This is a genomic window from Methanohalophilus portucalensis (assembly GCF_002761295.1).
GTDB lineage: Archaea > Halobacteriota > Methanosarcinia > Methanosarcinales > Methanosarcinaceae > Methanohalophilus > Methanohalophilus portucalensis.
The window spans coordinates 1,617,853-1,640,689 of the sequence record NZ_CP017881.1; the positions used below are offsets into that span (position 1 = coordinate 1,617,853).

Genomic DNA, 22,837 nt, shown 5'->3' on the forward strand with positions numbered 1-22,837 from the left:
TTGTTTTATTTATTTTTGTTTTCGATCACGGCCTGGGCTGCTGCCAGTCTTGCAATTGGAACACGGAATGGTGAACAACTTACATAATTAAGTCCCACGTTATGGCCATATTTTACAGAAGCAGGTTCCCCACCGTGTTCTCCACAAATACCAATCTTGAGTTTACTATTTGTGTTTCTGCCTTTCTCAATACCGATCTTGACAAGTTCACCTACTCCGTCCTGATCAAGTACTGCGAAAGGATCCTGCTCTAGTATATTGTTCTCTATATAGGATGGGAGGAACTTACCTGCATCATCCCTGCTGAAACCGAATGTTGTCTGGGTCAGGTCATTGGTACCAAAGGAGAAAAATTCTGCCTCTTCAGCGATACGGTCTGCAGTCAGGGCTGCTCTTGGCAGTTCTATCATGGTTCCCACTAGATAATCGATGGTTGAACCGTTACAATCCATTACTTCCTGTGCAGCGGATTTCACTGTTTCCTTGATTATCTTGAGTTCATTGACATGGCTGACCAATGGGATCATGATTTCCGGTACAATTTCCAGTCCTTCCTTTTTCAGGTCACATGCTGCTTCAATAATAGCTTTGACCTGCATTTCGTACACTTCCGGATAAGTAATGCCAAGGCGGCATCCACGGTGGCCAAGCATCGGATTGACTTCTTTGAGTGATTCCACTCCGCCTATCAGTCGGTTTACTTCAGCTATCTCTGATTGTTTGGCGCCCTTAGTTTTCAGTTCGCGTAGTTTTTCCGTGAGTTCCTCATGGTTGGGCAGGAATTCGTGAAGTGGAGGATCAAGCAATCTGATTGTAACAGGATAACCTTCCATTGCACGGAATATTCCGGTAAAGTCTTCCTTTTGCATTGGAAGCAATTTTTCAAGTGCCTTTTTCCTTTCCTGACTGCTTTCTGCCATTATCATTTCACGAACAACAGGGATTCTTTCCTCGCCAAAAAACATATGCTCTGTACGGCAAAGGCCAATCCCTTCAGCTCCGAATTCCCTTGCTACTGTTGCATCATGGGGGGTATCGGCATTGGATCTGACATTTATGGACCTGATACTGTCAGCCCATCCCAGAATTGTATCAAGTTCACCACTCAGTTCAGGAGAAATGAGTTTGACTTCACCCAGTATGACTTCTCCTGTGCTGCCGTCGATAGTTACATAGTCTCCTTCTTTTACAGTAACCTTCCCATTGGTGAATTCTTTTTTGTCCATATCGATTGTAATTTCACCACAACCAGCAACACATGGTTTACCCATTCCTCTGGCAACAACTGCGGCATGAGATGTCATTCCCCCGCGAACAGTGAGTACACCTTCAGAAGCTGCCATTCCTCCGATATCCTCCGGTGAGGTTTCGGTACGTACAAGAATGGTCTGTTTTCCTTCCTTGGATTTTTCTTCGGCTTCTTCTGCTGTGAATACAACCTTTCCGACTGCTGCACCCGGGGATGCCGGTAATCCAGTAGCAATCACATCGAGGTTTGCATCAGGATCTATCATTGGATGGAGGACTTTATCGATCTGTGAAGCTTCGATACGTGATACTGCAATTTCTTTATCAATGAGACCTTCTTTTTCCATTTCCACGGCTATTCTGATAGCTGCTTTTGCAGTCCGCTTACCGTTTCTTGTCTGGAGCATGTAAAGGTTACCTTCCTGAATGGTAAATTCTATGTCCTGCATGTCCCGGAAGTGATTCTCCAGTTTTCTGTAGATCTCCACCAGTTTATCATAGACCTCAGGCATGCTGTCCTGAAGTGCTTCGATGGGTTGTGGGGTGCGTATTCCTGCAACTACGTCTTCTCCCTGGGCATTTGTGAGAAATTCGCCGAAGAAGCATTTTTCACCGGTAGCAGGGTCGCGTGTGAATGCCACACCTGTTCCGGATTTTTCACCCATGTTCCCATAAACCATGCTCTGTACGTTTACAGCAGTACCCCAATTGTCAGGTATATTATTCAGGCGGCGGTACTTTATTGCTCTCTGGTTGTTCCATGAATTGAATACAGCATCGATTGCCATCTGGAGTTGCTTTCTGGGATCCTGTGGAAACTCTTTCCCTGTATTGTCCTTTATTATTGCTTTGAATTTTTCGACCAGATATTTGAGAGAATCCGTGTCCAGTTCGGTATCCAGTTCTACATCCAGTTCTTTTTTCCGGGATTCTATTACCTTTTCAAAATTTTCAGTAGGTATTCCAAGTACAACATCTGCGAACATTGTCAGGAATCTTCTGTAACTATCATAAGCAAAACGCTCGTTAGATGTCTTTTTTGCAAGTCCTGTGACAGTTTTGTCGTTTAGGCCGAGATTGAGAACAGTATCCATCATTCCAGGCATTGAAACCCGTGCTCCGGAGCGAACAGAAAGGAGGAGAGGATTGTCCGGATCGCCAAATTGTTTGTTATTTGCTTTTTCGAGTTTTTGTAACGCCCGGTCCACCTCATCAAGCACTCCGGGTGGATATTGATTGTCTCTTGTATAGAGCACGCACACTTCGGTGGTAATTGTAAAACCTGGAGGTACCGGAATACCCAGGTTTGCCATTTCGGCAAGGTTTGCGCCTTTACCACCCAGCAAATCTTTCATGCTGTTTTTTCCTTCGGTTTTATTATTTCCAAAAAGATAAACGAATTTTTCATCTGCCACTAACTTTCCTCCCATGGAAATGTAGATTCCTGATTATATGTAGGGTCCTGTTTGTTAGTAGATGACACAATAGTTCATTTTATATTAAGGTTTAACGATGCATTATATTTTGAAGCAAAGAAGAAATAATTTCAGGAGAATTAATTTTGTTTAATATCCTTTTTTGTGCCCGGGAATTATATCTGTTTATATTAAAGGTGTTGCGATACATTTATATATAATCAATTTAATCTATTTATACTTCCAAATTACCTTATATAATGGAAAATGCGTATGAAAAGGCTTGGAGTAGTGTCCCACCTGATAGGTGGCAGGAAACTTATAGTTAAAGGCTCCGAAAGCATGTCTTCATGCAATATAAAGGAATTGCCCCGAAAAGGGTCGCCAGTTCTGGACAAGAAGGTTGCAAGAATTGGCAAAGTTTCCGATATAATAGGGCCGGCTTCCCAGCCTTATGTTGTAGTCAAAATTTTTAGTGACGTACCAGATTCGAAGATAAAAAGCTGGATTCGAGAAAAGGTGTATGTCAAATAATTAATGTTTGCGTTTTTATTCCGTGATTTTAATCAGAGGTCCAATACATGGTAGAAGTTGAAAGGGTAAGGTATTCAGACACTTCCGAACGAGAAAAAATGCGTGCTATGATAAAAGCGCGTCGTGAGAAGGAAAAGAATACTGATGTAGAGAATAAGGCACTTGAGTGCCCTGAGTGTGGTAGCCGCAATCTTGAACAGGATTACGAACGTGCAGAACTTGTATGTGCGGATTGTGGTTTAGTAGTCGATGCTGATTTTGTAGATGAAGGACCTGAATGGCGGGCTTTTGACCATGACCAGAGGATGAAGCGCTCCCGTGTGGGTGCGCCGATGACCTACACGATACATGACAAAGGTCTCTCCACAATGATCGATTGGAGGAACCGTGATTCTTATGGAAAGTCAATATCATCCAAGAATCGTGCCCAACTGTATCGTTTGAGGAAATGGCAGAGGCGTATCCGTGTAAGTAATGCAACGGAAAGAAACCTGGCATTTGCTCTTTCAGAACTTGACAGGATGGCCTCAGCCCTTGGTCTTCCCAGGACGGTTCGTGAAACAGCAGCTGTTGTTTACAGAAAAGCGGTTGACAAGAACCTGATTCGTGGTCGCAGTATTGAAGGTGTTGCAGCAGCTGCTCTGTATGCGGCATGCAGGCAGTGCAGTGTTCCAAGGACACTGGATGAGATTGGAGAAGTATCCAGGGTCAGCAGGAAAGAAATTGGTAGGACATACCGTTTCATTTCAAGGGAATTGTCCCTCAAACTAATGCCTACTTCCCCGATAGATTACGTGCCCAGGTTCTGTTCGGGTCTCAGCCTGAAAGGCGAGGTGCAATCCCGCGGTGTAGAAATCCTGAGGCAGGCATCTGAGAAAGAATTAACAAGCGGACGTGGGCCTACAGGTGTTGCTGCTGCGGCTATCTACATTGCCTCTATCCTGTGCGGGGAACGCCGCACACAGCGTGAGGTTGCAGATGTGGCAGGTGTGACAGAGGTTACCATTCGTAACCGTTACAAGGAACTTGCAGAGGAACTCGATATCGAGATTATCCTCTAAAATTTGGAAGGATAATTTTAATATCCTTCAACTTCTTTTCTTCCCGATCCATGCTAGCAATACTGGACATGCTGTTTGTGGGGTTCGCAGTAGGTCTTACAGGAGCGCTTGTGCCAGGCCCGATGCTTTTTGCCACCATTGAAGGGTCTTTGAAAAAAGGATGGAGGGCAGGACCTGAAGTTGTCCTTGGCCATGCTTTGATTGAACTTTTAATTTGCATTCTTATTGTGCTGGGCCTTACATCGCTTATAGGGGATGCGGAAATGTCCGTTATATTCTTTGTAGGAGGTATGGTTCTTGTTGTATTTGGTTTACTTACAATAATACAGTCCCGGAACACATCTATTGATTCAGGGTTATCCGGTGGAGTTCTGGCAAACCCTGTTTCTGCAGGTATACTAACTTCAGCTTCTAATCCTTTTTTCTGGATATGGTGGCTGGCTGCAGGGAGTGCACTTGTGCTCAGGGGATTGGAGATAGGTATATTTGCTGCTGTGATGTTTGTAGTCGGTCACTGGCTGGCTGATCTTGGATGGTTTACCTTTGTTTCCACATCTCTTAGCAAGACGAGAAGTTTCTTTTCGGGACCTATATATAGAGGTGTCCTCACCTGTTGCGGACTTTTCCTGATAGGATTTGGTACCTGGTTTGCCCTGGGGTGATTCAATGGAACGTTTGTGTGTGAAAGTGAAAAAACGATTTGGAGAGCCTGTCAGGCAGGCACTGGCGGAGATGGACTTACTGGATAATTCATACAGGCTGTCTGCAGATGATGACTGTCTGTATGTACCTGTTATGGACGAGTGTCCGGAAGATGTCTGTTCAAATCTTCCCCATGCTGCAGAACTGGTCAAACATGACTTACAACCCAATAAGAAACAGGTTACTCCCGAAAGTTTACTTGGGTTTTCTCCCTCTTTTGAAATTGTGGGGGATATTGCGATTCTTGACGCCGATGAAGAGGAACCTGAAAAAATTGCTCGGGCCCTTCTGGAGTTTAGAAAGAGTCTGCGTGTGGTTTTACAGGAGGAATCAGGGATCACGGGGGAATTTCGGGTACGCAGTTTCAGGCTGGTTGCCGGAGAAGACAGGACCGAAACGGTGCACCGGGATCATGGATGCCGGTATCTGGTGGATGTTGCCAGGGTTTATTTCACACCCCGGCTTTCCACGGAACGCCAACGGGTGGTTTTGCAGCTGAAACCGGATGACGTAGTTGTGGATATGTTTGCAGGTGTGGGTCCATACAGTATCCCGGCGGCAAAAAAATGTGGTTATGTGTATGCGATTGATAAAAATCCGCACGCAGTTGAGTACCTGCAAAAAAATATCGAAACCAACCGGCTGGATAATGTTGAAGCCTTCGTGGCAGACGCCCGTGACCTTCCGCAGAGGCTGGGTCAGGTAGCAGACCATGTTATAATGAACCTGCCTCACAATGCCTGTGATTTTGTTGATGAGGCCGTGGCCCTGACAAAACCCGGCGGTATTATCCATTATTACGCAATGGCACACGAAGATGATCTTTTTGGTCCCTCTCTTTGCCTGATCGAAGGGGCCGCAAAAAAAGCAGGTAGGGAATTTGAAGTGCTGGCTACCCGCTCGGTCCGTTCGTATGCCCCCCATCAGTACAATGTATGTATTGATATGCGGATCAATTGATATTATGCAGGCAAAATAGCGAAATGGTTAAATCCTAATATCCGTATCTGGATACGCCTCTATTTGCCGTCGTGGCTTAGTGGTATAGCGGCTGATTCGTAATCAGCAGGCCGGGGGTTCGAATCCCCCCGACGGCTATCGGCCTTTTTTCAAATAAGTTACTTCCACTCGGCTAGATTATTTTTAAAGTGGCGTGGTGATCATGATAAATTCCCAAGAAAAGACATTGACGAATGTCGAACAAAAGATTCGATGGAGTGATATTGATGAATCATACAAAAAGTACTTTTTACGTTTGAAAAACGAATTTTTATAGAGGGTTTTTAAAAAGTTAGAGTAATGAAATATTTGAGCCAACTTTATACTTTTACTAATTGATGGGAATTGAAATTAAAAACAGTTTTTCTGACTATGGATCTCCCGACCGATATCACAGTCTACTACTGGATGATTAGTACCACGATGGCCAAACTTTAACTTGTATGTCTTTGCACCCAATGCAAGAGAGATAATTTGATGTCCAAGACAAATCCCGAACAAGGGTATTTTTCCTGTTAATTCTCTCACGGTAGATATAGTATGTTTCAATGTTGAGGGATCTCCTGGTCCATTAGATATCAGAACTGCATCAGGGCCCGTATTAAGTATGTCACTGGAAGTAGAATTGAATGGAACAATTAGTACATCTGCATTTCTTGATTTGAGTTTTTCGAGTATAATGTTCTTTATTCCACAGTCGATGACCGTTATTCCTGGCCCATCTATGCTCTTGATTCTCTTGTATTTCTTTGTGGACAGCTGATCTACAACTTTGCATTCTGATATTCCAGGTTGTGCGATTGTTCTCCTCATCAAGGAAGAAATGTCAGGCTCATTTTTCTCGTATACAACTATCCTGCATTTCAATGTACCATGTTCACGGATTTTTTAGTCAATTCCCTGGTATCCATACCTTCTATTCCTGGAACATCGTTTTGTTCCATGAATGTGTCAAGGTCCATCTGTGATCTCCAGTTACTCGGAGCCCTGCATACTTCTTTCACCACAAACCCGCTTGCCTTTATGGTTTCTGATTCACAGTCCTCGCTACATACTCCATAATTTCCTACCAGTATATGTAGACATTAGTATCTGTCCGGTATACGAGGGATCTGTCAGCGACTCCACATATCCATTCATACTAGTATTGAACACTAATTCTCCGTAGGTTTCACCTACTTCCCCGAATCCTTTTCCAAATAGCTTTGTACCATCTTCGAGTACCAATATTGCTTTTTTCATTATTATCCCAAAGATTTTCGAATTTTTCCCATTTTGAAAAGTGCTGACCTTGTGAGCTGAAGGAGTTCCTCATCTTCATCACCTGAATTTCTATTGGGCAATAATACTCCAGGTGGCAACATCTCAAGCAGGATTTCATAGGATGGATTGCATGTATTGTCCAGATCGAATAGGTCTCTTAATATATCGATATCCTGGGAAACATGCTTCATGAAAACATTTGGCAGGAATTTAGATGCTACACTCATGTCCAGATAATCAAAGGCAAATTGAAGATCAGACTGCATGGAAGGGAAATACTTTGTCAGTAACCTCTCACAAGCTTTTTCACCTATTTTTTCCTTTACATCCGCTATGGCACATCCGGTTCCGATGATTTCGGGAGGTAAGCCTATAGAATAAAAGGCACCTGTAAACTTGATTGCCCGTGGTAGATCAAGATTCTCTGAAGGCATACAGGCCTCCAGTTCCTTTTTGATATCACTGCAGCAAAGGTTCGATATAGGGGTTATATCGGGTGCATCTCTTGAGTATCCGGTCTTTCCACGACGTGTCAGACGATCACGCTGCTGAGGCAGAAAATCCGAAATGCTGTTTATAACCGGTGCTACACTTTTCATTGCTTTGTTGTACCGGGCACCAAATATTGCTATAATGTTGATAAGTTCCTTTTTTTCATCATTGGATAACACATTCGGCTGACTTGAAAGTTTGTCTTTGGCTATTTTAACTAACTTCTCTGCATCCCCAATTTCGTGGTCGTATCTCAATCCAGACTGGAGTGTTAGAGTGTCTACTCCGCGGTATTCTTCGAAAAAATTATCAGCATTTTCAAGGGTTACATGTCCTCTGAATGGAAGGGAACCCCCTCCAAATATAATCCCTATCCTTGTATCTATTTCTGTCTCCAATTCATGCAGAGTGCTTATGGCATACTTACACGAAAGGGTACTTGCAACGTGGCCGAATGTCAGTGCAGAGTCTGATTTCCCTATAAATATCCTGTATTTTTCAAATGTATCATTCAGTTGATCCTGGCACCCGAGAATCGTGTTTGCCGTAATGTCCTTTGCATTCAGAAGTCCAGGTACATCTTCGATCAAAGGTATTATGCGGGGAGGATCCATTTCGAAACTGAATTCTTTTTTGGCCAGCTTGCTTATATCTGTCATATGTTGCTGTGCATCTACAATTTCTTCGATGCTACTTGTCATTGGATGTACTAATTCAGAGATAGCCTGATCTTCTGAATATTCATAGGCGCTATAGTTTGCTTCAGCAACAGACATCATTACCATAAGTTGCCTGAATCTGTTTTCGTGAACTGCACTCGGTGCTCTGGGGGTAATGAATACATCCCTTCCGGGAATGTATCTTGTCTCCTCAATGAGCTTTGATACAATCTGAACATTTTGATGATATGGTGTGGTCTTTCCTTCGTAGTCAGGCATGTATTCGTCGCATCCATATCTTGTGACCGCTTCAAAGGCTTCTGTAATTTCTTCCTGGGTAGAGGTGTACTTTGACACTGAATCAGGATGCTGCGTACACATCACTTTTGGAAATTTGATCTTTGATCCCATATTGAATCACACATATTATGAATGATTATGACAAGTTATTTAAAGTTATTGCAAAATATGATATTATGGTATAACTTATGACAAACATGACGGTTCAAAGCCGCAGAAATATGAATATGTTTATATATTTTATCATATATTTGCATACGCTCTCATATCATTGAATAAAAGAGTGAACCAATGACCGATGTAACAATAATACTAGGAAGCAAATCAGACCGGGAAATAGCAAAAAAACAATAGCGATCTTCGATAAATTCGGAATCGATTATGCAATTACAGTTGCATCAGCACATAGAACTCCCGGCAGGGTCATTGAGGTAATTGAAGAAGCTCATAAGAACAATGTTAAGGTCTTCATAGCTGTGGCGGGGTTAGCAGCGCATCTCCCAGGTGTAGTGGCAGCACATACAATGAAGCCGGTTATCGGGGTTCCTGTGAATGCCCAGCTTGATGGCAATGATTCTCTACTTTCTATCGTTCAGATGCCGCCGGGCATTCCTGTTGCCTTTGTGGGGATCGGTAGGGGAGATAACGCTGGCATTCTAGCTATTCAGATTATGGCTGCCAATAACAAGGAAATGGAAGCAAAACTGGCATTTTATAGAAAGGAGCTTGCCGCTAAAGTAGAAAAGGATGCTCTCAGCCTTTTAGAATAAATTTCAGTAAGTTTAGTAGTTCAAAATACTTTCAGATAAAGATGAATATCAATCATAATATTCATCTTCTATTTTTTTTAAGATCTCTTTGCCTGTACTTGTTAAAATATATTTCTTCCAAGTTGCTTTATCGGGAGTTAGGCATTTAATCAAATTCTTTTCTTCGAATTCTCTCAAAGCGCGGCTGATATTTTGTGTAGATCTTTTTGTTTCGTGAGCAATATCAGAAGCTTTGATTATCGTATGATCCTTCATAGCCTCCATTAGTACCTGACGTCGATCGACACTTATGGCCCATATAAGCAGCTCATCTAAAGATTTCTCATTTAGCTCTTTCATGGGGGTCTCCTATGATGCAAGTACCCGTTTTTGTACTTCATTTATTGTTTTTCTGCAACTTGTTAAACAATTCCCTGTAAGCAACAGTCAGGTCTCCAATACTTTTTCTGAATACATCTTTGTCAAGACTAATTATGGCTCCCTCATCAAATTCATCTTTTTTCCAAAAACGGCATCCATCAGGAGTGCCAACTTCATCAGCGAGAATTATTTCGCCATCAGGTTTTCTTCCATACTCTACCTTGAAGTCCGCCAGTATTATACCACTGGCAGCTAGTTCCTGACTCATTATATCATTTATTCTTTGTGTTAGATCTGTTATATATGTTATTTCCTTTTCACTCAACCAGCCATTGGATATTATTTCGTCTGTGTTTATCGGCCTGTCCACGGCTTCGAACTTTGTGGTGAACTCAATCATTCCACCATGTATTGGGGAACCTTCTTCTGTACCCACTCCTTCGGGGAGTTTAATTTCGCCTGCTTCATATCGACGCAAAAAGGAACCTGCTACGTAATTTCGCCAGATAACCTCCACAGGTATAATATCCAGACGTTTGACTATCATACTTGTTGAAGTCGGACACTCAATGTAATGGGTAGGTATATTGTTGTTTTCCATTATATTGAACCAGTACTCCGCAATTTTGCAAGTGATCTCTCCTTTTTCATTGTAGTCCGATTTCTTTTTGCCATCAAAAGCAGTTACTCTGTCGGTAAATTCAAAAAGAAGGGTTTCGCTTGAGTTTTCATAGATATCTTTCGCTTTCCCTGAAGAAACATATTTGAGATTCATTTCTTTCATATGCCATAAATTACATCTCTAGTTTAAATAACTTGTCATATGTTTCCATATGTCTGAACCTAGCACTTTTAATCTCTGTAGAAAAGTTATTGATAAACACTTTAATATCAATTATTCTGCAAATAATTGTCATTAAGAGCTGCATGTAATGGGGAGTCTAACGATTTTCATCAAATGACTAATATGCATAATGTACTTTTCATACATTTTAGTTCAAAAAAAAAATTTATAAATAGAAAAAAAATAAAAAAGTGAATAGGTAATATCCTGTTCATTTATGGGTTCAGTAGTCTCCAGACATCCCCATATCCGTTGTTTGGGTGCTATCCTTCATTGAAGGAGGCATGATAACTTTGTCAATCACATGGATGACTCCATTGCCGGTTTCTATATCTGCCTGGATCACACTTGCATCGTTTACCATTACACTTCCATCGCTCACCTCTATGGCTATCTCCTCGCCCTGCACTGTTTCAGCAGATGTCATATCTGTAATATCAGAAGACATGTATTCTCCCGCAACCACATGATAGGTAAGTACTTCTTCATCTTCCAGCAAATCTTCGAGAGTTCCTTCAGGCAATGCCTCAAAAGCTTCGTCAGTAGGTGCAAATACAGTAAATGGTCCTTCTCCACTCAATGTCTCATCCAGACCGCTTGATTGAAGTGCCAATACCAGCGTTTCAAAAGACCCTGCATCGACTGCTGTTTCAACTATGTCCATTTCTTCTTGGGCCGGTTCCTCTGCACAACCGGCTAAAAACACGCTTGTAGCTACAAGCAATGCTAGCATCATTTTAATTATTTTCATTTCACTAACCCCCAATATTTAAGACCCAATTAAAGGATATATTAAGTTATAGGTCTTCTATATTTTATATATCCCTCACGATTTTCCAGAATGTAAAGTAGGTGGGAGAATGCCTTTTTCAACTAAATGATTGATTTTGATTCTGGCAGAAGCAGTGGCATAACACCACCAACCATTTCCAAAGACACATCCACAGATTAACTCCGCTGTTTAGAGAGTAAATTGTAAATGCTAAAACGACTCAGGGCGAAGCTTTCTAAATAATAAACAGAGTATAGATTATATCTCAAATAATCTATGACTTTGTACTTCAGATTAATACAAAACTTCCTCTTCATAACCTTCCATATGCAGCAAATATTTCCAAAATTATTTCTGATTATGCCATTTTGAGGGCATATTTCATAGTGAGTAATCTCCGATATAGGAGATTCGTTAATTTGTGAAATATTGGGTGTTGATGGTTTTAGATTTTGATATGGAAAATTTACAAACCCTATTTTATCTATCTTACTTTGGATCAACAATTGCATTATTAAAAATTTAAATCTAATTATTAATTTTATATATTTTATTTGGAATAAAGTAAATTCTATAAATTTGTTATAAGCCCCCTAACCATCTTGTTAGAAGAATAGCATAGAGAACAAGTAGAATAATCCCAGCTGCGAGTTTTATATGTACATGTTCTACTGTCCATGCTGTTGACAAAAAGTCGTCTGGAATATATTTTTCAATATTATAGTTTTCAATTCCCATTTGTAAGTTCCCCAACAAGAATAGGATTTCATTTTATATCTTCTTTTTTAATGATAGTTAAATTAATAACCAATTCAAAACAAACTTAAAATAAATATCAAGGGATGGAGAATCTGGAGGTGTGGTGGATTTTTTACAAGACTTAAGTCCGGTAGTAAAGGCTCTACTTGCAGGAATTTTTACATGGAGTTTTACTGCACTTGGAGCTGCAAGTGTATTTTTGATCAAAGAGATTAATCGCAAGTTTCTTGATACTATGCTTGGTTTCGCAGCAGGTGTGATGATAGCTGCAAGTTATTGGTCACTCCTTTCTCCTGCTATTGAAATGTCATCAGTAAAGGAAGTTCCTATTTGGCTTCCTGCGACAGTTGGCTTTCTTCTTGGCGGGCTTTTCTTAAGAGGAATAGATGAATTATTTCCTCATCTTCAATATGGCCGTCTATCAAAAGATGCAGAAGGTATCAAAACGTCTTGGCAGCGAAGTACGTTGCTTGTTCTTGCGGTGACATTACACAATATCCCTGAAGGACTTGCTATTGGTGTTGCATTTGGAGCAGTTGCAGTTGGTTCTGCATCTGCTAACTTGGCAGGTGCTTTGGCTCTTACTATAGGAATTGGTATTCAGAATTTCCCAGAAGGACTTGTGATTTCTCTACCTTTAAGGCGTGAAGGTATGGCTTGCTCGAAGAGTTTCATTTATGGGCAGGCATCTGCAATAGTAGAACCAATAGCCGCTGTTGTTGGGGCCGGGTCTGTTATTTTAGTCGAATCAATATTGCCATATGCTTTAGCTTTTGCAGCGGGTGCTATGATTTTTGTTGTGATTGAAGATATCATTCCTGAGTCACAACGAGGTGGCAATGCATCTTTAGCAACTATGGGTGCAATGATAGGTTTTGTTGTAATGATGATTCTTGATGTGTCTTTTGGCTAACAAGAAGTTGTTTTGTATAATCTGCAAGTAGAATACAAATATAAAATTTCAACTAACAAGTCTACTTAATTTATGTTTTAAATTTGCTATTTGTCACTCAATAAATATATAATTACTTTAGTTTTAAATTGACAATTCTGTGTTATTACTATTTTTAGTTTTTATAGCCTATTTAGTACTAAATAAGTAAGTAAGTTGGTTATTTGTTTTCACTTATTCACACATTTTAAAAATATAGCATAGGTTTTTAAGTTAATGGATTAAATTATTAAATATAGTTTTTTAGGATGAATTAGGAATGGCTTCAAGAATGACACCACCTGAACGCATGGCATCTGTCATGTCCGGGCAAAAACCAGATCGTATCCCGGTAGTACCTTTTATTCTCGGGTATGCATCAAAGATCACTGGAATATCTCTAGGTGATTTCTATGCAGATGGGAACAAATGTTTTGATGCACAGTTTGCATCAATGCGTCTTCACGGCTATGAACAAACACCAATGTATGGATATGCATCATTAGGGCCCTGGGAATTCGGAGGTAAAATCGGTTTTCCCTATGGGAAAGGCCAAGGTGCACCGTATGTCATAGAACATCCTGTAAATACAATTGATGATATTGAGAATATAAGAGTTCCTGACTTTAAGAAAGAACTTCCCGGTGGGTACAAACAGGCTGATATCGTGGCTTCAAGATGTGCAGAACACGGGATGCCCATCACTGTACAGATAGGAAGTACTTTCACTGCCGCATCGGTGGTAGCTGAGACATCTGAATTTTTTTCATGGATCCTTACTGATCCGGATAAGGTGCACCAGTTACTCGAAAAAGTAAGTGACATGTTCATAAATGCACTTGACTACTTTGCCAATAAATACGGTCCACAAGCCCTTCTTCCCTTTGATGGTGGTCCTTCAGAATCAAATACCATGATATCTCCACAGATGTTTGAGGAGTTTGCTTATCCATACATGCAAAAGATCCATAATCATGTTAAGGAATTAGGTATACATGCTGTACTTATGCATCCCTGTGCAAACCAGAATGCCAATGTTCCCTACTATACCAAAATGAGGGAGGAAAATGACTGGGCAGGTAAATATGTATGGCTTTTTGGTCCGGAAACTCCTATCAAGAACCAGATTGATGCATTTGGGGACTATGATGTTATATGCGGTAATATCAATCCGCCATTGTTCCTGAACAGTACATACGAGGAAGTTCTGGAACTCTGCAAGGAAAATATTGAAGAAGGTATTGATTCGCCGGGTGGCTATATATTGGCTCCGGGTTGTGAATTCCCGTTGGATGCTCCACCTATAAAGGTTATGGCAATGATGGATGCCGCCGAAATGTATGGAAGTTACATCTAATTTTCCTTCTTTTTCTTATTTGATTTTGTAGCATTTTTAATAAGACCTTTATACTTGCCGGCTTTATTGTTTAGAATACACTATTAAATGTGGGCTAACAAATGATTCCTGCTGAATTCCTAGTCGTATTTTTTGGGCTTATTTCTGCCGCTTCCTGGGGAGCCGGTGACTTTAGCGGAGGATTTGCCTCAAAGAAGGCAAATGTCTATGCAGTGGTACTGATTACCCAGGCAGTTGGCGTGTTTCTCCTTGCAGGTTCTGCATACATAATCGGGGAAACGTTTCCACCGTTTGATGGTATTATATGGGGAGTACTTGCCGGTATTTTCATTAGTATCGCTCTGCTGTCCCTGTACAAAGGGCTTTCAATGGGTAAAATGGGCTTTGTTGCCCCTGTGTCAGCGGTTGTGGCTGCGGGTGTGCCGGTAATATATGCTGCTATTTTTGAGGGTTTGCCTGAAGTTCACAAACTGCTGGGTTTTGTGGTTGCCCTGATTGCTGTGTGGCTGATAGCCGCAGACAGTGAAGGAATCACTGTGCAGAAAAAAGATATGTACCTGCCTCTTACAGCAGGTCTGGGTTTTGGTCTTTTCTTTATTACAATAGATCTTGTAAGTGAAACGGCGGTTTTGTGGCCCCTTACTGCTGCCAGGATCGCTGCTGTAGGTGTCTTGCTTGTGTTCATCGCCCTGTCCGGTCCGGTAGAGATGCCCGAGCGCAGTGTTTTGCCTGTAATCCTTGTGGCAGGGATTTTTGATACCGGGGGAAATACCTTCTATGCTCTTGCTTCCCAGGCTGGCAGGCTGGATATTGCATCAATTACCTCTTCACTGTATCCTGCAGGCACAGTACTTTTGGCCTGGTTCATACTGAAGGAAAAACTTGCTCAGAAACAATGGATGGGAGTGGCAGCTGCCCTGGTGGCTATTGTGCTGATTTCGATTTGATGGCAGAGCCCTTTGAAATTATTAGATAAGTTTATATCTTTATTAGTATATTTGTTATTGCTGTTTATTAATAAAGAATGGAGTAGTGATCATATGGGCCTTTCTGGTATTTTTGGTAATGCAGGTGTTGTTGAACCTGAGAAATTGGAATCGGATTATGGACAACTTATGTGTGACGGGGAAACAATAGAGATTGGCTTTGTTGTCATCCGGGATACGTTTATTTTCACAAATAAACGGTTAATTGTCGTTGATGTACAGGGCATGACGGGCAAGAAAAGAAGTTATCTGTCGATTCCCTATGACAAGATATCAAAATACAGCATTGAGACTGCAGGGCATTTCGATCTGGATGCAGAACTTAAGATATGGATTGGCAGTGATCCACGGCCGATTGAAAAGACCTTCAACAAAAAAGTGGATATTTATGAGTTGCAGAAAGTACTGTCCACACATGTGCTTGGCTGATTTTATCGGATTATGGTTTTTTATTTAGCAAGGCGGGTGATATGTATGCCCGCTGGATTCTTCTTATTTCAATGGGATTTCCTGTGTCTATTTATCGATGGAATTTGCAGGGGTTTAACTGTTTGTTGTTTTTGCAATAACTAATGCAATAAAATTATATGCATTGTATTATTTCCCCTATGTATTATCACAATTAATGAGAGATCACAATGAGCAGGGAATCAACGGGTGAGAATATCAATTTTGAGGAGAAGTTGTGGCAGACTGCAGATAAACTCCGGAATAATATGGATGCTGCGGAGTATAAGCATGTCGTGCTGGGTTTGATTTTCCTGAAGTATATTTCCGATGCTTTTGAGGAGAAGTACACTGAACTCAAAGAGGACGAGTGGGCCGATCCAGAAGATCAGGATGAGTACCTGGCCGAGAATATTTTCTGGGTGCCTCCGGAAGCCCGCTGGGAGTACCTGCAGAATAATGCCAAGAGACCGACTATCGGCAAACTTGTTGATGATGCGATGGCTGCGATTGAGAGGGATAATTCCACCCTGAAAGGTGTGCTGCCGAAGAATTATGCCCGGGAGGCCCTGGATAAGCAGCGACTCGGGGAGTTGATCGACCTGATCGGAACGATAGGACTGGGAGATCGGGAGAACCGCAGCAGGGATGTGCTGGGCAGGGTTTACGAGTATTTCCTGGGCAGGTTTGCGGATGCAGAGGGCAAGCGTGGCGGTCAGTTCTATACCCCGCGCAGTATTGTGAGGGTGCTTACCGAGATGATCGAGCCGTACCACGGCAGGGTGTACGATCCGTGCTGTGGTTCGGGCGGGATGTTTGTGCAGAGTGAGAAGTTCATTGAGGCCCATGGCGGCCGGGTTGATGATATCGCGGTGTACGGCCAGGAATCCAACCAGACGACCTGGCGGTTGTGCAAGATGAACCTTGCCATCAGGGGCATAGACGGTAATATCCAGTGGGGCGATTCTTTCCATGATGACCGGCACAGGGACCTGAAGGCGGATTTTATCCTGTCCAATCCGCCGTTTAATGATTCGGACTGGAAAGGCGACCAGCTGGCCGATGACAGCAGGTGGCAGTTCGGCAGGCCGCCGAAGGGCAATGCGAATTTTGCCTGGGTGCAGCATTACATCCACCATCTCTCCCCTACAGGCATTGCGGGTTTTGTGCTGGCCAACGGTTCGATGTCCTCAAATACCGCAGGCGAGGGAAATATTCGCAAAAGTATCGTGGAAGAGGACCTGGTGGATTGCATGATAGCCCTGCCGGGCCAGTTGTTCTACAATACGGGCATCCCGGCCTGCCTGTGGTTTGTGACCCGCGACAAGCAGAATAACAAATTCCGGGACCGCCGGGGTGAGGTGCTGTTCATTGATGCCCGGGAGATGGGTTATTTGCGGGATCGCACCCACCGGGAACTCACGGATGAGGAGATTAAGCAGATCGCCGACACCTACCATGCCTGGCGCGGTGAGGATGTCAGTTTTACATATGAGGATATCCCGGGTTTCTGCAAGTCCGCAAACCTCGAGGAGATCGCAAAGCACGACCACATCCTGACCCCGGGCCGTTATGTGGGCTTTGCCGAGGAGGAAGAGGACGATGAGCCCTTCGAGGAGAAGATGGAGCGGCTGACAACTCAATTGGCGAAGCAGTTCAGGGAGTCCCGGGAGCTGGAAGAGCGGATTAAGGAGAATTTGAAGGGGATTGGGTATGAGTTGTGATTGGCAAGAGTGGAATTTGAAAGAATGAATTTAGATCAAATTTTAGACCTGTGTCTTGTAATAATAAATTTCATCCTGATCTTTTTTATTTTCCTTCAATTTAGAGATTCAAGAAAGCCTGTTATTTTGACAGGAATAATCTCTGGGGACAAAGAGGTCACCGACCAGCCCAGTGTTCTGGAATCAGGCACATTGTTTTTTGTAATTAAAAACGAGTCTAATAATGTTGCAAAATCACTTGATGTTAGTTACCAATTCCATTTTGATGCATATTCGATAGAGGGAAAAAGTACTGATAACGAGATTAGTTATCTTAATCCCGGAGAAGCAACAAAAATTTTGTTGGAAACCAGTTCTATACGGAACAACAATCCAGATATTTTTGATAATGTTATTGTGGGTGACACAAGAAAAGTAATTCCTAAAAAGACACTGAAGATGAACTTGACTTTGCAGGTGCGTTATAATCCAATTTTTATTGGTTTCAAAAATAAGATAGAGGATACTTATTATATAGAATGGCTATCTCTGGAAAATGTTCCGGATTTTGATCAACACCCTGTTTTTAATTGCTGGAATAAACGCAATGAGAATTTTTACATCTTTAAGACATATGGCTCGGCCCAGAAAGTCGAGTTAACTGAAAATCCGGCTGATAATATTACAGAAAATTTTTAATTTTGAGATAAAACTATAAATTAAAGGGGCTGAAAGGTACTATAATTAACTACTTTCTATTATTTATGGGGAGTTATAGTATGAAAAAGCGTAAACCAACAAAAAAGCAATTAGAAAATTTAGCGAAAGGACAAGAAATACATTTCCAAAATCAATTGAAAAAGAGAGGCATTAATCTAAGCATGCCTTCAAGAAATGTGACCAGAGAATCCATGAGGCAACCTGCCACAAATAATATGACACAATTCAAGCCCAATGTTCAATTGTCATTATTCAATAAATTCATGGGATTAAAATTTTTCCCAATTGAAATTAATAATAAAAAAGAAAATCTTAACATTACAGAATTACTCAACTATATTTTCTCCCGTTTAGATATTCACAGGAAGAATATACATTCTAATAACGTTAAAATTGATCAAATTACTAATTATTTAGATTCAAGAGATGAAAAATATGTTAATACAATTAATGCAATGAATACTGAAATATTGCAATTAAAAGAAGAAAACGCAGAATTAAAAGAGCAAATTAAGGTCATATATGAAAATGCAACAAAAGACGAAGTTTAAACAAACTGAAATTGGCCTAATCCCTGAAGATTGGGTTCTTGACACAGTTGAAAACCAGTGTGATATAATCATGGGGCAATCTCCACCTTCTGAATACTATACACAAAATACAGGTGATTTACCATTTCTACAAGGTATTCGAACATTTTGTGACTTGTATCCTTGTTTTGACACATATTGTTCTAGTCCCAAAAAAATTGCTGCTAAAGGAGATATCTTGCTCAGTGTGCGGGCTCCAGTAGGTGAAACAAACATTGCGCCGAGAGAACTCTGCATAGGAAGAGGGCTAGCTTCGCTTAGAATGAAAAATCAAAATAACCACTTTTTGCTGTATTTATTGAGGAATTTTAAAAATAATCTGATCGCCAAAGGTACAGGAACGGTATATTCATCGGTAAATAAATCTACAATATCTAACTTGAGATTGCCCTTCCCTCCTCTCCCCGAACAAAGCGCCATCGCTGAAATCCTTTCCTCCCTCGACGACAAAATCGAACTCAACCGCCGGATGAATGCCACCCTCGAGCAGATCGCACAGGCCATCTTCAAGCAGTGGTTCATCGATTTCGAGTTTCCGGATGAGAATGGGCAGCCCTACAAATCCAGCGGCGGTGAGATGGTGGAGTCGGAGATGGGGGAGATTCCGAGAGGATGGGAAGTAAAGGAGCTGAAAAATTTTGGTAATATAATATGTGGAAAAACACCATCAAAGAAAATACATGATTACTATGAAGACGGAACTATTTCATTTATTAAAATTCCAGATATGAGAAATAAAATATTTCCTATTGATACTGAGGATAAATTATCTAAAAAAGGTGCAGAAGCAATTTACAAGAAAAAGGTCCCTGCAAATTCAGTTTGTGTAAGTTGCATTGCAACTGTTGGTTTAGTTTGCTTGACAAATGAGGAAGCATATACAAATCAGCAGATCAACTCTATCATTCCAGTTTCGAGTGTGAGTCCTTACTATCTTTATTTTGCTATGAAAGAACTATACGAAAAGTTACATTTGTGGGCTAGTGGTGGTTCGGCGACACTTAACCTCAATACAAAACAATTCTCTGGAATAAAGATAGTTATGCCACCAGCAGATGTCATGGTAAAATTCGATGATCAGAATGATTCCATTTTCAAGAAAATACTTTGTAACTCTGTAGAAAGCAAAGTACTTTCTCAAACCCGCGATTTATTGCTTCCTAAACTAATGTCTGGATATATACGTATTCAATTAAATGGTGATTAATTATGAAGGCAAAATCTGAGGAAATTAAACAATTGCTTGATGATGATAGTTTTGTCGATTTAATGCCTCTCCAGCAGAAAATAAGAGATTTGAAACTTCCTGTTGAACATAATGAGTATACATTAAATGAAGCTGTAGTAGACTTTAGTAATGTAAGAGATCTTTTGCTAGAAAGCATAGATAATGGTGTTTTAGATGATTATGATATAAATTCAAGAGAAACTATACAATCACACTTGACATCAATAAAAAGCAATATTGATAATATTTATCGAAAAGGGCAAAGAGAAGTACCGTCTTTGCTTAATAAAATACAAAATCTAAAAAAATATGTTTTTTTGAGTATGAATCTAGATCTTAGAGTTTCGGGTTTAGTTGATTACAAGGCTAAAATATCTGAATTGAATGAATTACAACAAAAGTATAACTCTTTGCTAAATGAAATTGAAGATGCTGCAAAAACAAATAAAGAAATCCACTCTCAAGTTGAAATTATAAAAGAAAACCTGTCTCAAAGTAATGATCTAATTAATCAACAAAAAAAATTGGATGAACAATTTGCTGTAAGAAATAGAAATACTTCTAAGATTACTTCCGAATTAGAATCTCGCCATAATCGTACTGAATCTATGGTGGATACAATTAGTGAATTTCATGAAAGCATAAATAATTATAAAGAAAGTCTGGATGATCATGAAAATAAAACACAAGAATTAATTGAAAATAATAAAGAATTAGAATCAAAAATTACTGATCTCTTAAGTTCGGCGGTTGGTGGGGCATTAGGCAAAACTTTTGGTGAGAGAAAGAGTGAACTTAAAGATTCAGAAATATTTTGGAAAAATGCTACCTTTGTTGCTATCTTGATTTTGTTTGGTGCAGCTGGGGCTTTATATTTTGAAATTTTAAGTGGAGTAGATGAAACTGCAACTATTATTTCAAAAATTTCTTTATTAATTCCTGCATCAGCAGCAGTTTGGTTTACAGCTTCTAATTATAACCGTGAACGTAAATTGCTTGAAGAATATGCTTTTAAATCATCTCTTTCTCTTTCATTGGATTCATACAGAAAAGTTCTGAATGAAGAATTAGACGGAGATGAAAGGGTTAAGATCGCAGAATTTTTGATCAATTCGATGGAAAAAATCTATTCATCACCTCTGGAAAATATATCCAAACATTCTCCTAAAGATGAAATTGAGATATCTCTGTTTGAAAAAATGATGAATTCTATAGGCAAGAATTGGAAATAACTCATATATATGAAATTTTATTCTCTACTCTAGCAATCCACTCTTCCCAAAAACTACCAATTCCCACCAAATTGGTAGTAATCTATTTATTCCAATAAATACCAATAAATACCAAAAACTAACGGATTGGTAGTTATGAAGGTTCCGCAGAAGGCCCCGGATATGTGGGCGGTGATTGAGAAGTATCCTGATGTGTATTCGCTGTTTGTTGATCCCGGGATACAGGAACTTGTTACAAAATATAACCGGGATTATCTGCACTGGGAGGAGCTGCGCCGCAGGAAACTGCCGGTGGAGGCGGAAAAACTCTGGGCTGTGATCAAAAGTAGCAGGGTGATGCAGGCGCGACACATCGAATTCGGGGAATGGGATTTCCAGTATGTGCAATCCAATGAAACCCTGCGCAGGCTGCACCTGCTGGACACCCGGGGGGCCGGTAATCTGGAAGGTCGGCCGGGTGGGGTCAGTGCTGCGGATCGCAGGCGGTATATCGTCAACTCCCTCATGGAAGAGGCCATCGCATCCAGCCAGCTGGAGGGGGCGGCCACCACCCGGGAAGCCGCCAAGCAGATGCTACGGCAAAAACGCCGGCCCCGGGATTACTCCGAGAAGATGATCGTCAACGGCTATCGCACCATTCGCAGGATCGCCGACATGAAAAGCAGGACCATTGACGTGGACACCCTGCTTGAAATCCACAGGGAGATCACCCGGGATACCATGGAAAACCCGGTGGATGAGGGCAAATTCCGGGACAACAACGACATAGTGGTAGCCGATCCGCAGGACGGGAGTAAAATCTATCACACTCCACCGGACTACCGCAAAATCCCGGCACTCATGCAGGAATTCTGTGAATTTGCCAGCAGCGATGAAGACGAATTCATCCATCCCCTAATCAAAGGGATCATGCTGCACTTTCTCATCGGCTACATTCATCCCTTCATCGACGGCAACGGCAGGTTTGCACGCTCCGTCTTCTACTGGTACATGCTTAGCCGGGGTTACTGGCTCTTTGAATACATGCCCATCTCCCGGATACTGCTTCACTCCAAGACGAAATACGCCCGCGCCTATCTTTACACCGAAACCGACGACAATGACCTGACATATTTCATAAACTACAACCTCTCGGCAATCGAAAAAGCCCTGGAGGACCTCGAGGAATACATTGTCCGCAAAAAGGAGGAACAGGCCGCAGCCATGCAGCTGATTGAATCCGCTGAAAACTTAAACCTCCGGCAGGCTGACATCCTCAAAACCCTGCTTGGAGAATCCGATAGGCTGTTCTCCATTGCTGAAATAATGGGCAAATACAATGTTGCCTACGACACCGCAAGACGCGATATGCAATATCTCTCGGAACTGGGGTATATTGAGCAAATAAAGGTCCGCAACAAATTGATGTACAGGTATTCAGGTGTAGCAGGGTGAATTAAATCCCGATACCTTACTTCCAGTCAAA

At 41.3% G+C, this 22,837-nt stretch carries 22 protein-coding genes, 1 tRNA gene and 1 pseudogene; 16 read left to right on the forward strand and 8 right to left on the reverse strand.

All coding sequences use genetic code 11. The annotated features are described in order from the left end of the window. Nucleotides 1–5: 5 nt before the first annotated feature. Nucleotides 6–2,663 (reverse strand): pyruvate, phosphate dikinase, encoded by a 2,658-nt coding sequence (gene ppdK, locus BKM01_RS08340; RefSeq protein ID WP_198926184.1) that lies wholly within the window; start codon nt 2,661–2,663, stop codon nt 6–8. Nucleotides 2,664–2,936: 273 nt separating this feature from the next. Between ppdK and BKM01_RS08345 the strand changes: the two genes are divergently transcribed. The 5 genes from BKM01_RS08345 to BKM01_RS08365 all read left to right on the forward strand — a co-directional run bounded on the left by BKM01_RS08345 (nt 2,937) and on the right by BKM01_RS08365 (nt 6,057). Beyond that, nucleotides 2,937–3,197: an H/ACA ribonucleoprotein complex subunit GAR1 gene (locus BKM01_RS08345; protein WP_072359500.1), complete on the forward strand. Its 261-nt coding sequence runs from the start codon at nt 2,937–2,939 to the stop codon at nt 3,195–3,197. A gap of 47 nt (nt 3,198–3,244) precedes the next feature. Further along, a complete protein-coding gene (locus BKM01_RS08350) occupies nt 3,245–4,258 on the forward strand; it encodes a transcription initiation factor IIB (protein ID WP_072359502.1) in 1,014 nt (337 codons plus the stop codon). A gap of 50 nt (nt 4,259–4,308) precedes the next feature. After that, nucleotides 4,309–4,920: a LysE family transporter gene (locus tag BKM01_RS08355; RefSeq protein ID WP_072359504.1), complete on the forward strand. Its 612-nt coding sequence runs from the start codon at nt 4,309–4,311 to the stop codon at nt 4,918–4,920. A 4-nt stretch (nt 4,921–4,924) separates the two neighbouring features. Beyond that, entirely contained in the window at nt 4,925–5,920 is a 996-nt protein-coding gene (locus tag BKM01_RS08360) for a class I SAM-dependent methyltransferase (protein WP_072359506.1), read from the forward strand. A 65-nt stretch (nt 5,921–5,985) separates the two neighbouring features. Then, nucleotides 5,986–6,057, forward strand: a tRNA-Thr gene (locus BKM01_RS08365). A gap of 253 nt (nt 6,058–6,310) precedes the next feature. Here BKM01_RS08365 and BKM01_RS08370 read toward each other — a convergent pair. The 3 genes and pseudogenes from BKM01_RS08370 to ppcA form a co-directional block, all read right to left on the reverse strand. Further along, nucleotides 6,311–6,826 (reverse strand): glutamine amidotransferase-related protein, encoded by a 516-nt coding sequence (locus tag BKM01_RS08370; protein ID WP_072359508.1) that lies wholly within the window; start codon nt 6,824–6,826, stop codon nt 6,311–6,313. Further along, a pseudogene (locus tag BKM01_RS11095) lies at nt 6,823–7,201 on the reverse strand (carbamoyl-phosphate synthase domain-containing protein). The gene BKM01_RS08370 and the pseudogene BKM01_RS11095 overlap by 4 nt, the downstream one beginning before the upstream one ends. 2 nt (nt 7,202–7,203) lie before the next feature. Further along, on the reverse strand, nt 7,204–8,784 hold the full coding sequence (ppcA, locus tag BKM01_RS08385; protein ID WP_072359512.1) for a phosphoenolpyruvate carboxylase: 1,581 nt from the start codon (nt 8,782–8,784) through the stop codon (nt 7,204–7,206). Between the two features lie 275 nt (nt 8,785–9,059). On the opposite strand from ppcA, the gene purE reads away from it, so the two are divergent. Continuing rightward, nucleotides 9,060–9,443 (forward strand): 5-(carboxyamino)imidazole ribonucleotide mutase, encoded by a 384-nt coding sequence (gene purE / locus BKM01_RS08390; protein WP_332882195.1) that lies wholly within the window; start codon nt 9,060–9,062, stop codon nt 9,441–9,443. A 48-nt stretch (nt 9,444–9,491) separates the two neighbouring features. Here purE and BKM01_RS08395 read toward each other — a convergent pair whose 3' ends face one another. The 4 genes from BKM01_RS08395 to BKM01_RS10925 all read right to left on the reverse strand — a co-directional run bounded on the left by BKM01_RS08395 (nt 9,492) and on the right by BKM01_RS10925 (nt 12,157). Next, a complete protein-coding gene (locus tag BKM01_RS08395; RefSeq protein WP_072359514.1) occupies nt 9,492–9,782 on the reverse strand; it encodes a MarR family transcriptional regulator in 291 nt (96 codons plus the stop codon). Nucleotides 9,783–9,819: 37 nt separating this feature from the next. After that, a complete protein-coding gene (gene purC / locus BKM01_RS08400) occupies nt 9,820–10,587 on the reverse strand; it encodes a phosphoribosylaminoimidazolesuccinocarboxamide synthase (RefSeq protein ID WP_072359516.1) in 768 nt (255 codons plus the stop codon). 283 nt (nt 10,588–10,870) lie between these two features. Then, nucleotides 10,871–11,398, reverse strand: coding sequence for a fasciclin domain-containing protein (locus BKM01_RS08405; protein WP_072359519.1), 528 nt, complete (start codon nt 11,396–11,398; stop codon nt 10,871–10,873). A 603-nt stretch (nt 11,399–12,001) separates the two neighbouring features. Continuing rightward, the gene (locus BKM01_RS10925) at nt 12,002–12,157 is read right to left on the reverse strand and encodes a hypothetical protein (protein ID WP_169922782.1); all 156 of its coding nucleotides are present in this window, start codon (nt 12,155–12,157) and stop codon (nt 12,002–12,004) included. A gap of 124 nt (nt 12,158–12,281) precedes the next feature. Between BKM01_RS10925 and BKM01_RS08410 the strand changes: the two genes are divergently transcribed. The 10 genes from BKM01_RS08410 (at nt 12,282) to BKM01_RS08455 (ending at nt 22,806) form a co-directional block, all read left to right on the forward strand. Beyond that, complete coding sequence (locus BKM01_RS08410) at nt 12,282–13,091, forward strand: ZIP family metal transporter (protein WP_233125613.1); 810 nt, start codon at nt 12,282–12,284, stop codon at nt 13,089–13,091. A 298-nt stretch (nt 13,092–13,389) separates the two neighbouring features. Then, complete coding sequence (locus BKM01_RS08415) at nt 13,390–14,466, forward strand: uroporphyrinogen decarboxylase family protein (RefSeq protein ID WP_072359523.1); 1,077 nt, start codon at nt 13,390–13,392, stop codon at nt 14,464–14,466. A 101-nt stretch (nt 14,467–14,567) separates the two neighbouring features. Then, complete coding sequence (locus BKM01_RS08420; RefSeq protein WP_072359524.1) at nt 14,568–15,413, forward strand: DMT family transporter; 846 nt, start codon at nt 14,568–14,570, stop codon at nt 15,411–15,413. A gap of 93 nt (nt 15,414–15,506) precedes the next feature. After that, nucleotides 15,507–15,881, forward strand: coding sequence for a PH domain-containing protein (locus tag BKM01_RS08425; RefSeq protein WP_072359526.1), 375 nt, complete (start codon nt 15,507–15,509; stop codon nt 15,879–15,881). Nucleotides 15,882–16,090: 209 nt separating this feature from the next. Continuing rightward, nucleotides 16,091–17,623, forward strand: a complete 1,533-nt coding sequence (locus BKM01_RS08430) for a class I SAM-dependent DNA methyltransferase (RefSeq protein WP_072359528.1) — start codon at nt 16,091–16,093, stop codon at nt 17,621–17,623. A gap of 9 nt (nt 17,624–17,632) precedes the next feature. Then, entirely contained in the window at nt 17,633–18,301 is a 669-nt protein-coding gene (locus tag BKM01_RS08435; protein WP_143744132.1) for a hypothetical protein, read from the forward strand. 80 nt (nt 18,302–18,381) lie between these two features. After that, nucleotides 18,382–18,873 (forward strand): hypothetical protein, encoded by a 492-nt coding sequence (locus BKM01_RS08440; protein ID WP_072359533.1) that lies wholly within the window; start codon nt 18,382–18,384, stop codon nt 18,871–18,873. After that, nucleotides 18,851–20,119: a restriction endonuclease subunit S gene (locus BKM01_RS08445; protein WP_158008569.1), complete on the forward strand. Its 1,269-nt coding sequence runs from the start codon at nt 18,851–18,853 to the stop codon at nt 20,117–20,119. Before BKM01_RS08440 ends, BKM01_RS08445 begins: the two co-directional genes overlap by 23 nt. Nucleotides 20,120–20,121: 2 nt before the next feature. Continuing rightward, a complete protein-coding gene (locus tag BKM01_RS08450) occupies nt 20,122–21,372 on the forward strand; it encodes a coiled-coil domain-containing protein (RefSeq protein WP_072359537.1) in 1,251 nt (416 codons plus the stop codon). A gap of 135 nt (nt 21,373–21,507) precedes the next feature. Beyond that, nucleotides 21,508–22,806: a Fic family protein gene (locus BKM01_RS08455; protein WP_233125615.1), complete on the forward strand. Its 1,299-nt coding sequence runs from the start codon at nt 21,508–21,510 to the stop codon at nt 22,804–22,806. The last annotated feature ends 31 nt before the right edge of the window (nt 22,807–22,837 follow it).

Excerpts from the sequence above, each read along its gene's own strand:
- BKM01_RS08345 (WP_072359500.1), top strand. The coding sequence starts at position 2,937 with ATGAAAAGGCTTGGAGTAGTGTCCCACCTGATAGGTGGCAGGAAACTT.
- BKM01_RS08350 (WP_072359502.1), top strand. The coding sequence starts at position 3,245 with ATGGTAGAAGTTGAAAGGGTAAGGTATTCAGACACTTCCGAACGAGAA.
- BKM01_RS08355 (WP_072359504.1), top strand. The coding sequence starts at position 4,309 with ATGCTAGCAATACTGGACATGCTGTTTGTGGGGTTCGCAGTAGGTCTT.
- BKM01_RS08360 (WP_072359506.1), top strand. The coding sequence starts at position 4,925 with ATGGAACGTTTGTGTGTGAAAGTGAAAAAACGATTTGGAGAGCCTGTC.
- ppcA (WP_072359512.1), bottom strand. The coding sequence starts at position 8,784 with ATGGGATCAAAGATCAAATTTCCAAAAGTGATGTGTACGCAGCATCCT.
- BKM01_RS08395 (WP_072359514.1), bottom strand. The coding sequence starts at position 9,782 with ATGAAAGAGCTAAATGAGAAATCTTTAGATGAGCTGCTTATATGGGCC.
- purC (WP_072359516.1), bottom strand. The coding sequence starts at position 10,587 with ATGAAAGAAATGAATCTCAAATATGTTTCTTCAGGGAAAGCGAAAGAT.
- BKM01_RS08405 (WP_072359519.1), bottom strand. The coding sequence starts at position 11,398 with ATGAAAATAATTAAAATGATGCTAGCATTGCTTGTAGCTACAAGCGTG.
- BKM01_RS10925 (WP_169922782.1), bottom strand. The coding sequence starts at position 12,157 with ATGGGAATTGAAAACTATAATATTGAAAAATATATTCCAGACGACTTT.
- BKM01_RS08415 (WP_072359523.1), top strand. The coding sequence starts at position 13,390 with ATGGCTTCAAGAATGACACCACCTGAACGCATGGCATCTGTCATGTCC.
- BKM01_RS08420 (WP_072359524.1), top strand. The coding sequence starts at position 14,568 with ATGATTCCTGCTGAATTCCTAGTCGTATTTTTTGGGCTTATTTCTGCC.
- BKM01_RS08425 (WP_072359526.1), top strand. The coding sequence starts at position 15,507 with ATGGGCCTTTCTGGTATTTTTGGTAATGCAGGTGTTGTTGAACCTGAG.
- BKM01_RS08430 (WP_072359528.1), top strand. The coding sequence starts at position 16,091 with ATGAGCAGGGAATCAACGGGTGAGAATATCAATTTTGAGGAGAAGTTG.
- BKM01_RS08440 (WP_072359533.1), top strand. The coding sequence starts at position 18,382 with ATGAAAAAGCGTAAACCAACAAAAAAGCAATTAGAAAATTTAGCGAAA.
- BKM01_RS08445 (WP_158008569.1), top strand. The coding sequence starts at position 18,851 with ATGCAACAAAAGACGAAGTTTAAACAAACTGAAATTGGCCTAATCCCT.
- BKM01_RS08450 (WP_072359537.1), top strand. The coding sequence starts at position 20,122 with ATGAAGGCAAAATCTGAGGAAATTAAACAATTGCTTGATGATGATAGT.
- BKM01_RS08455 (WP_233125615.1), top strand. The coding sequence starts at position 21,508 with ATGAAGGTTCCGCAGAAGGCCCCGGATATGTGGGCGGTGATTGAGAAG.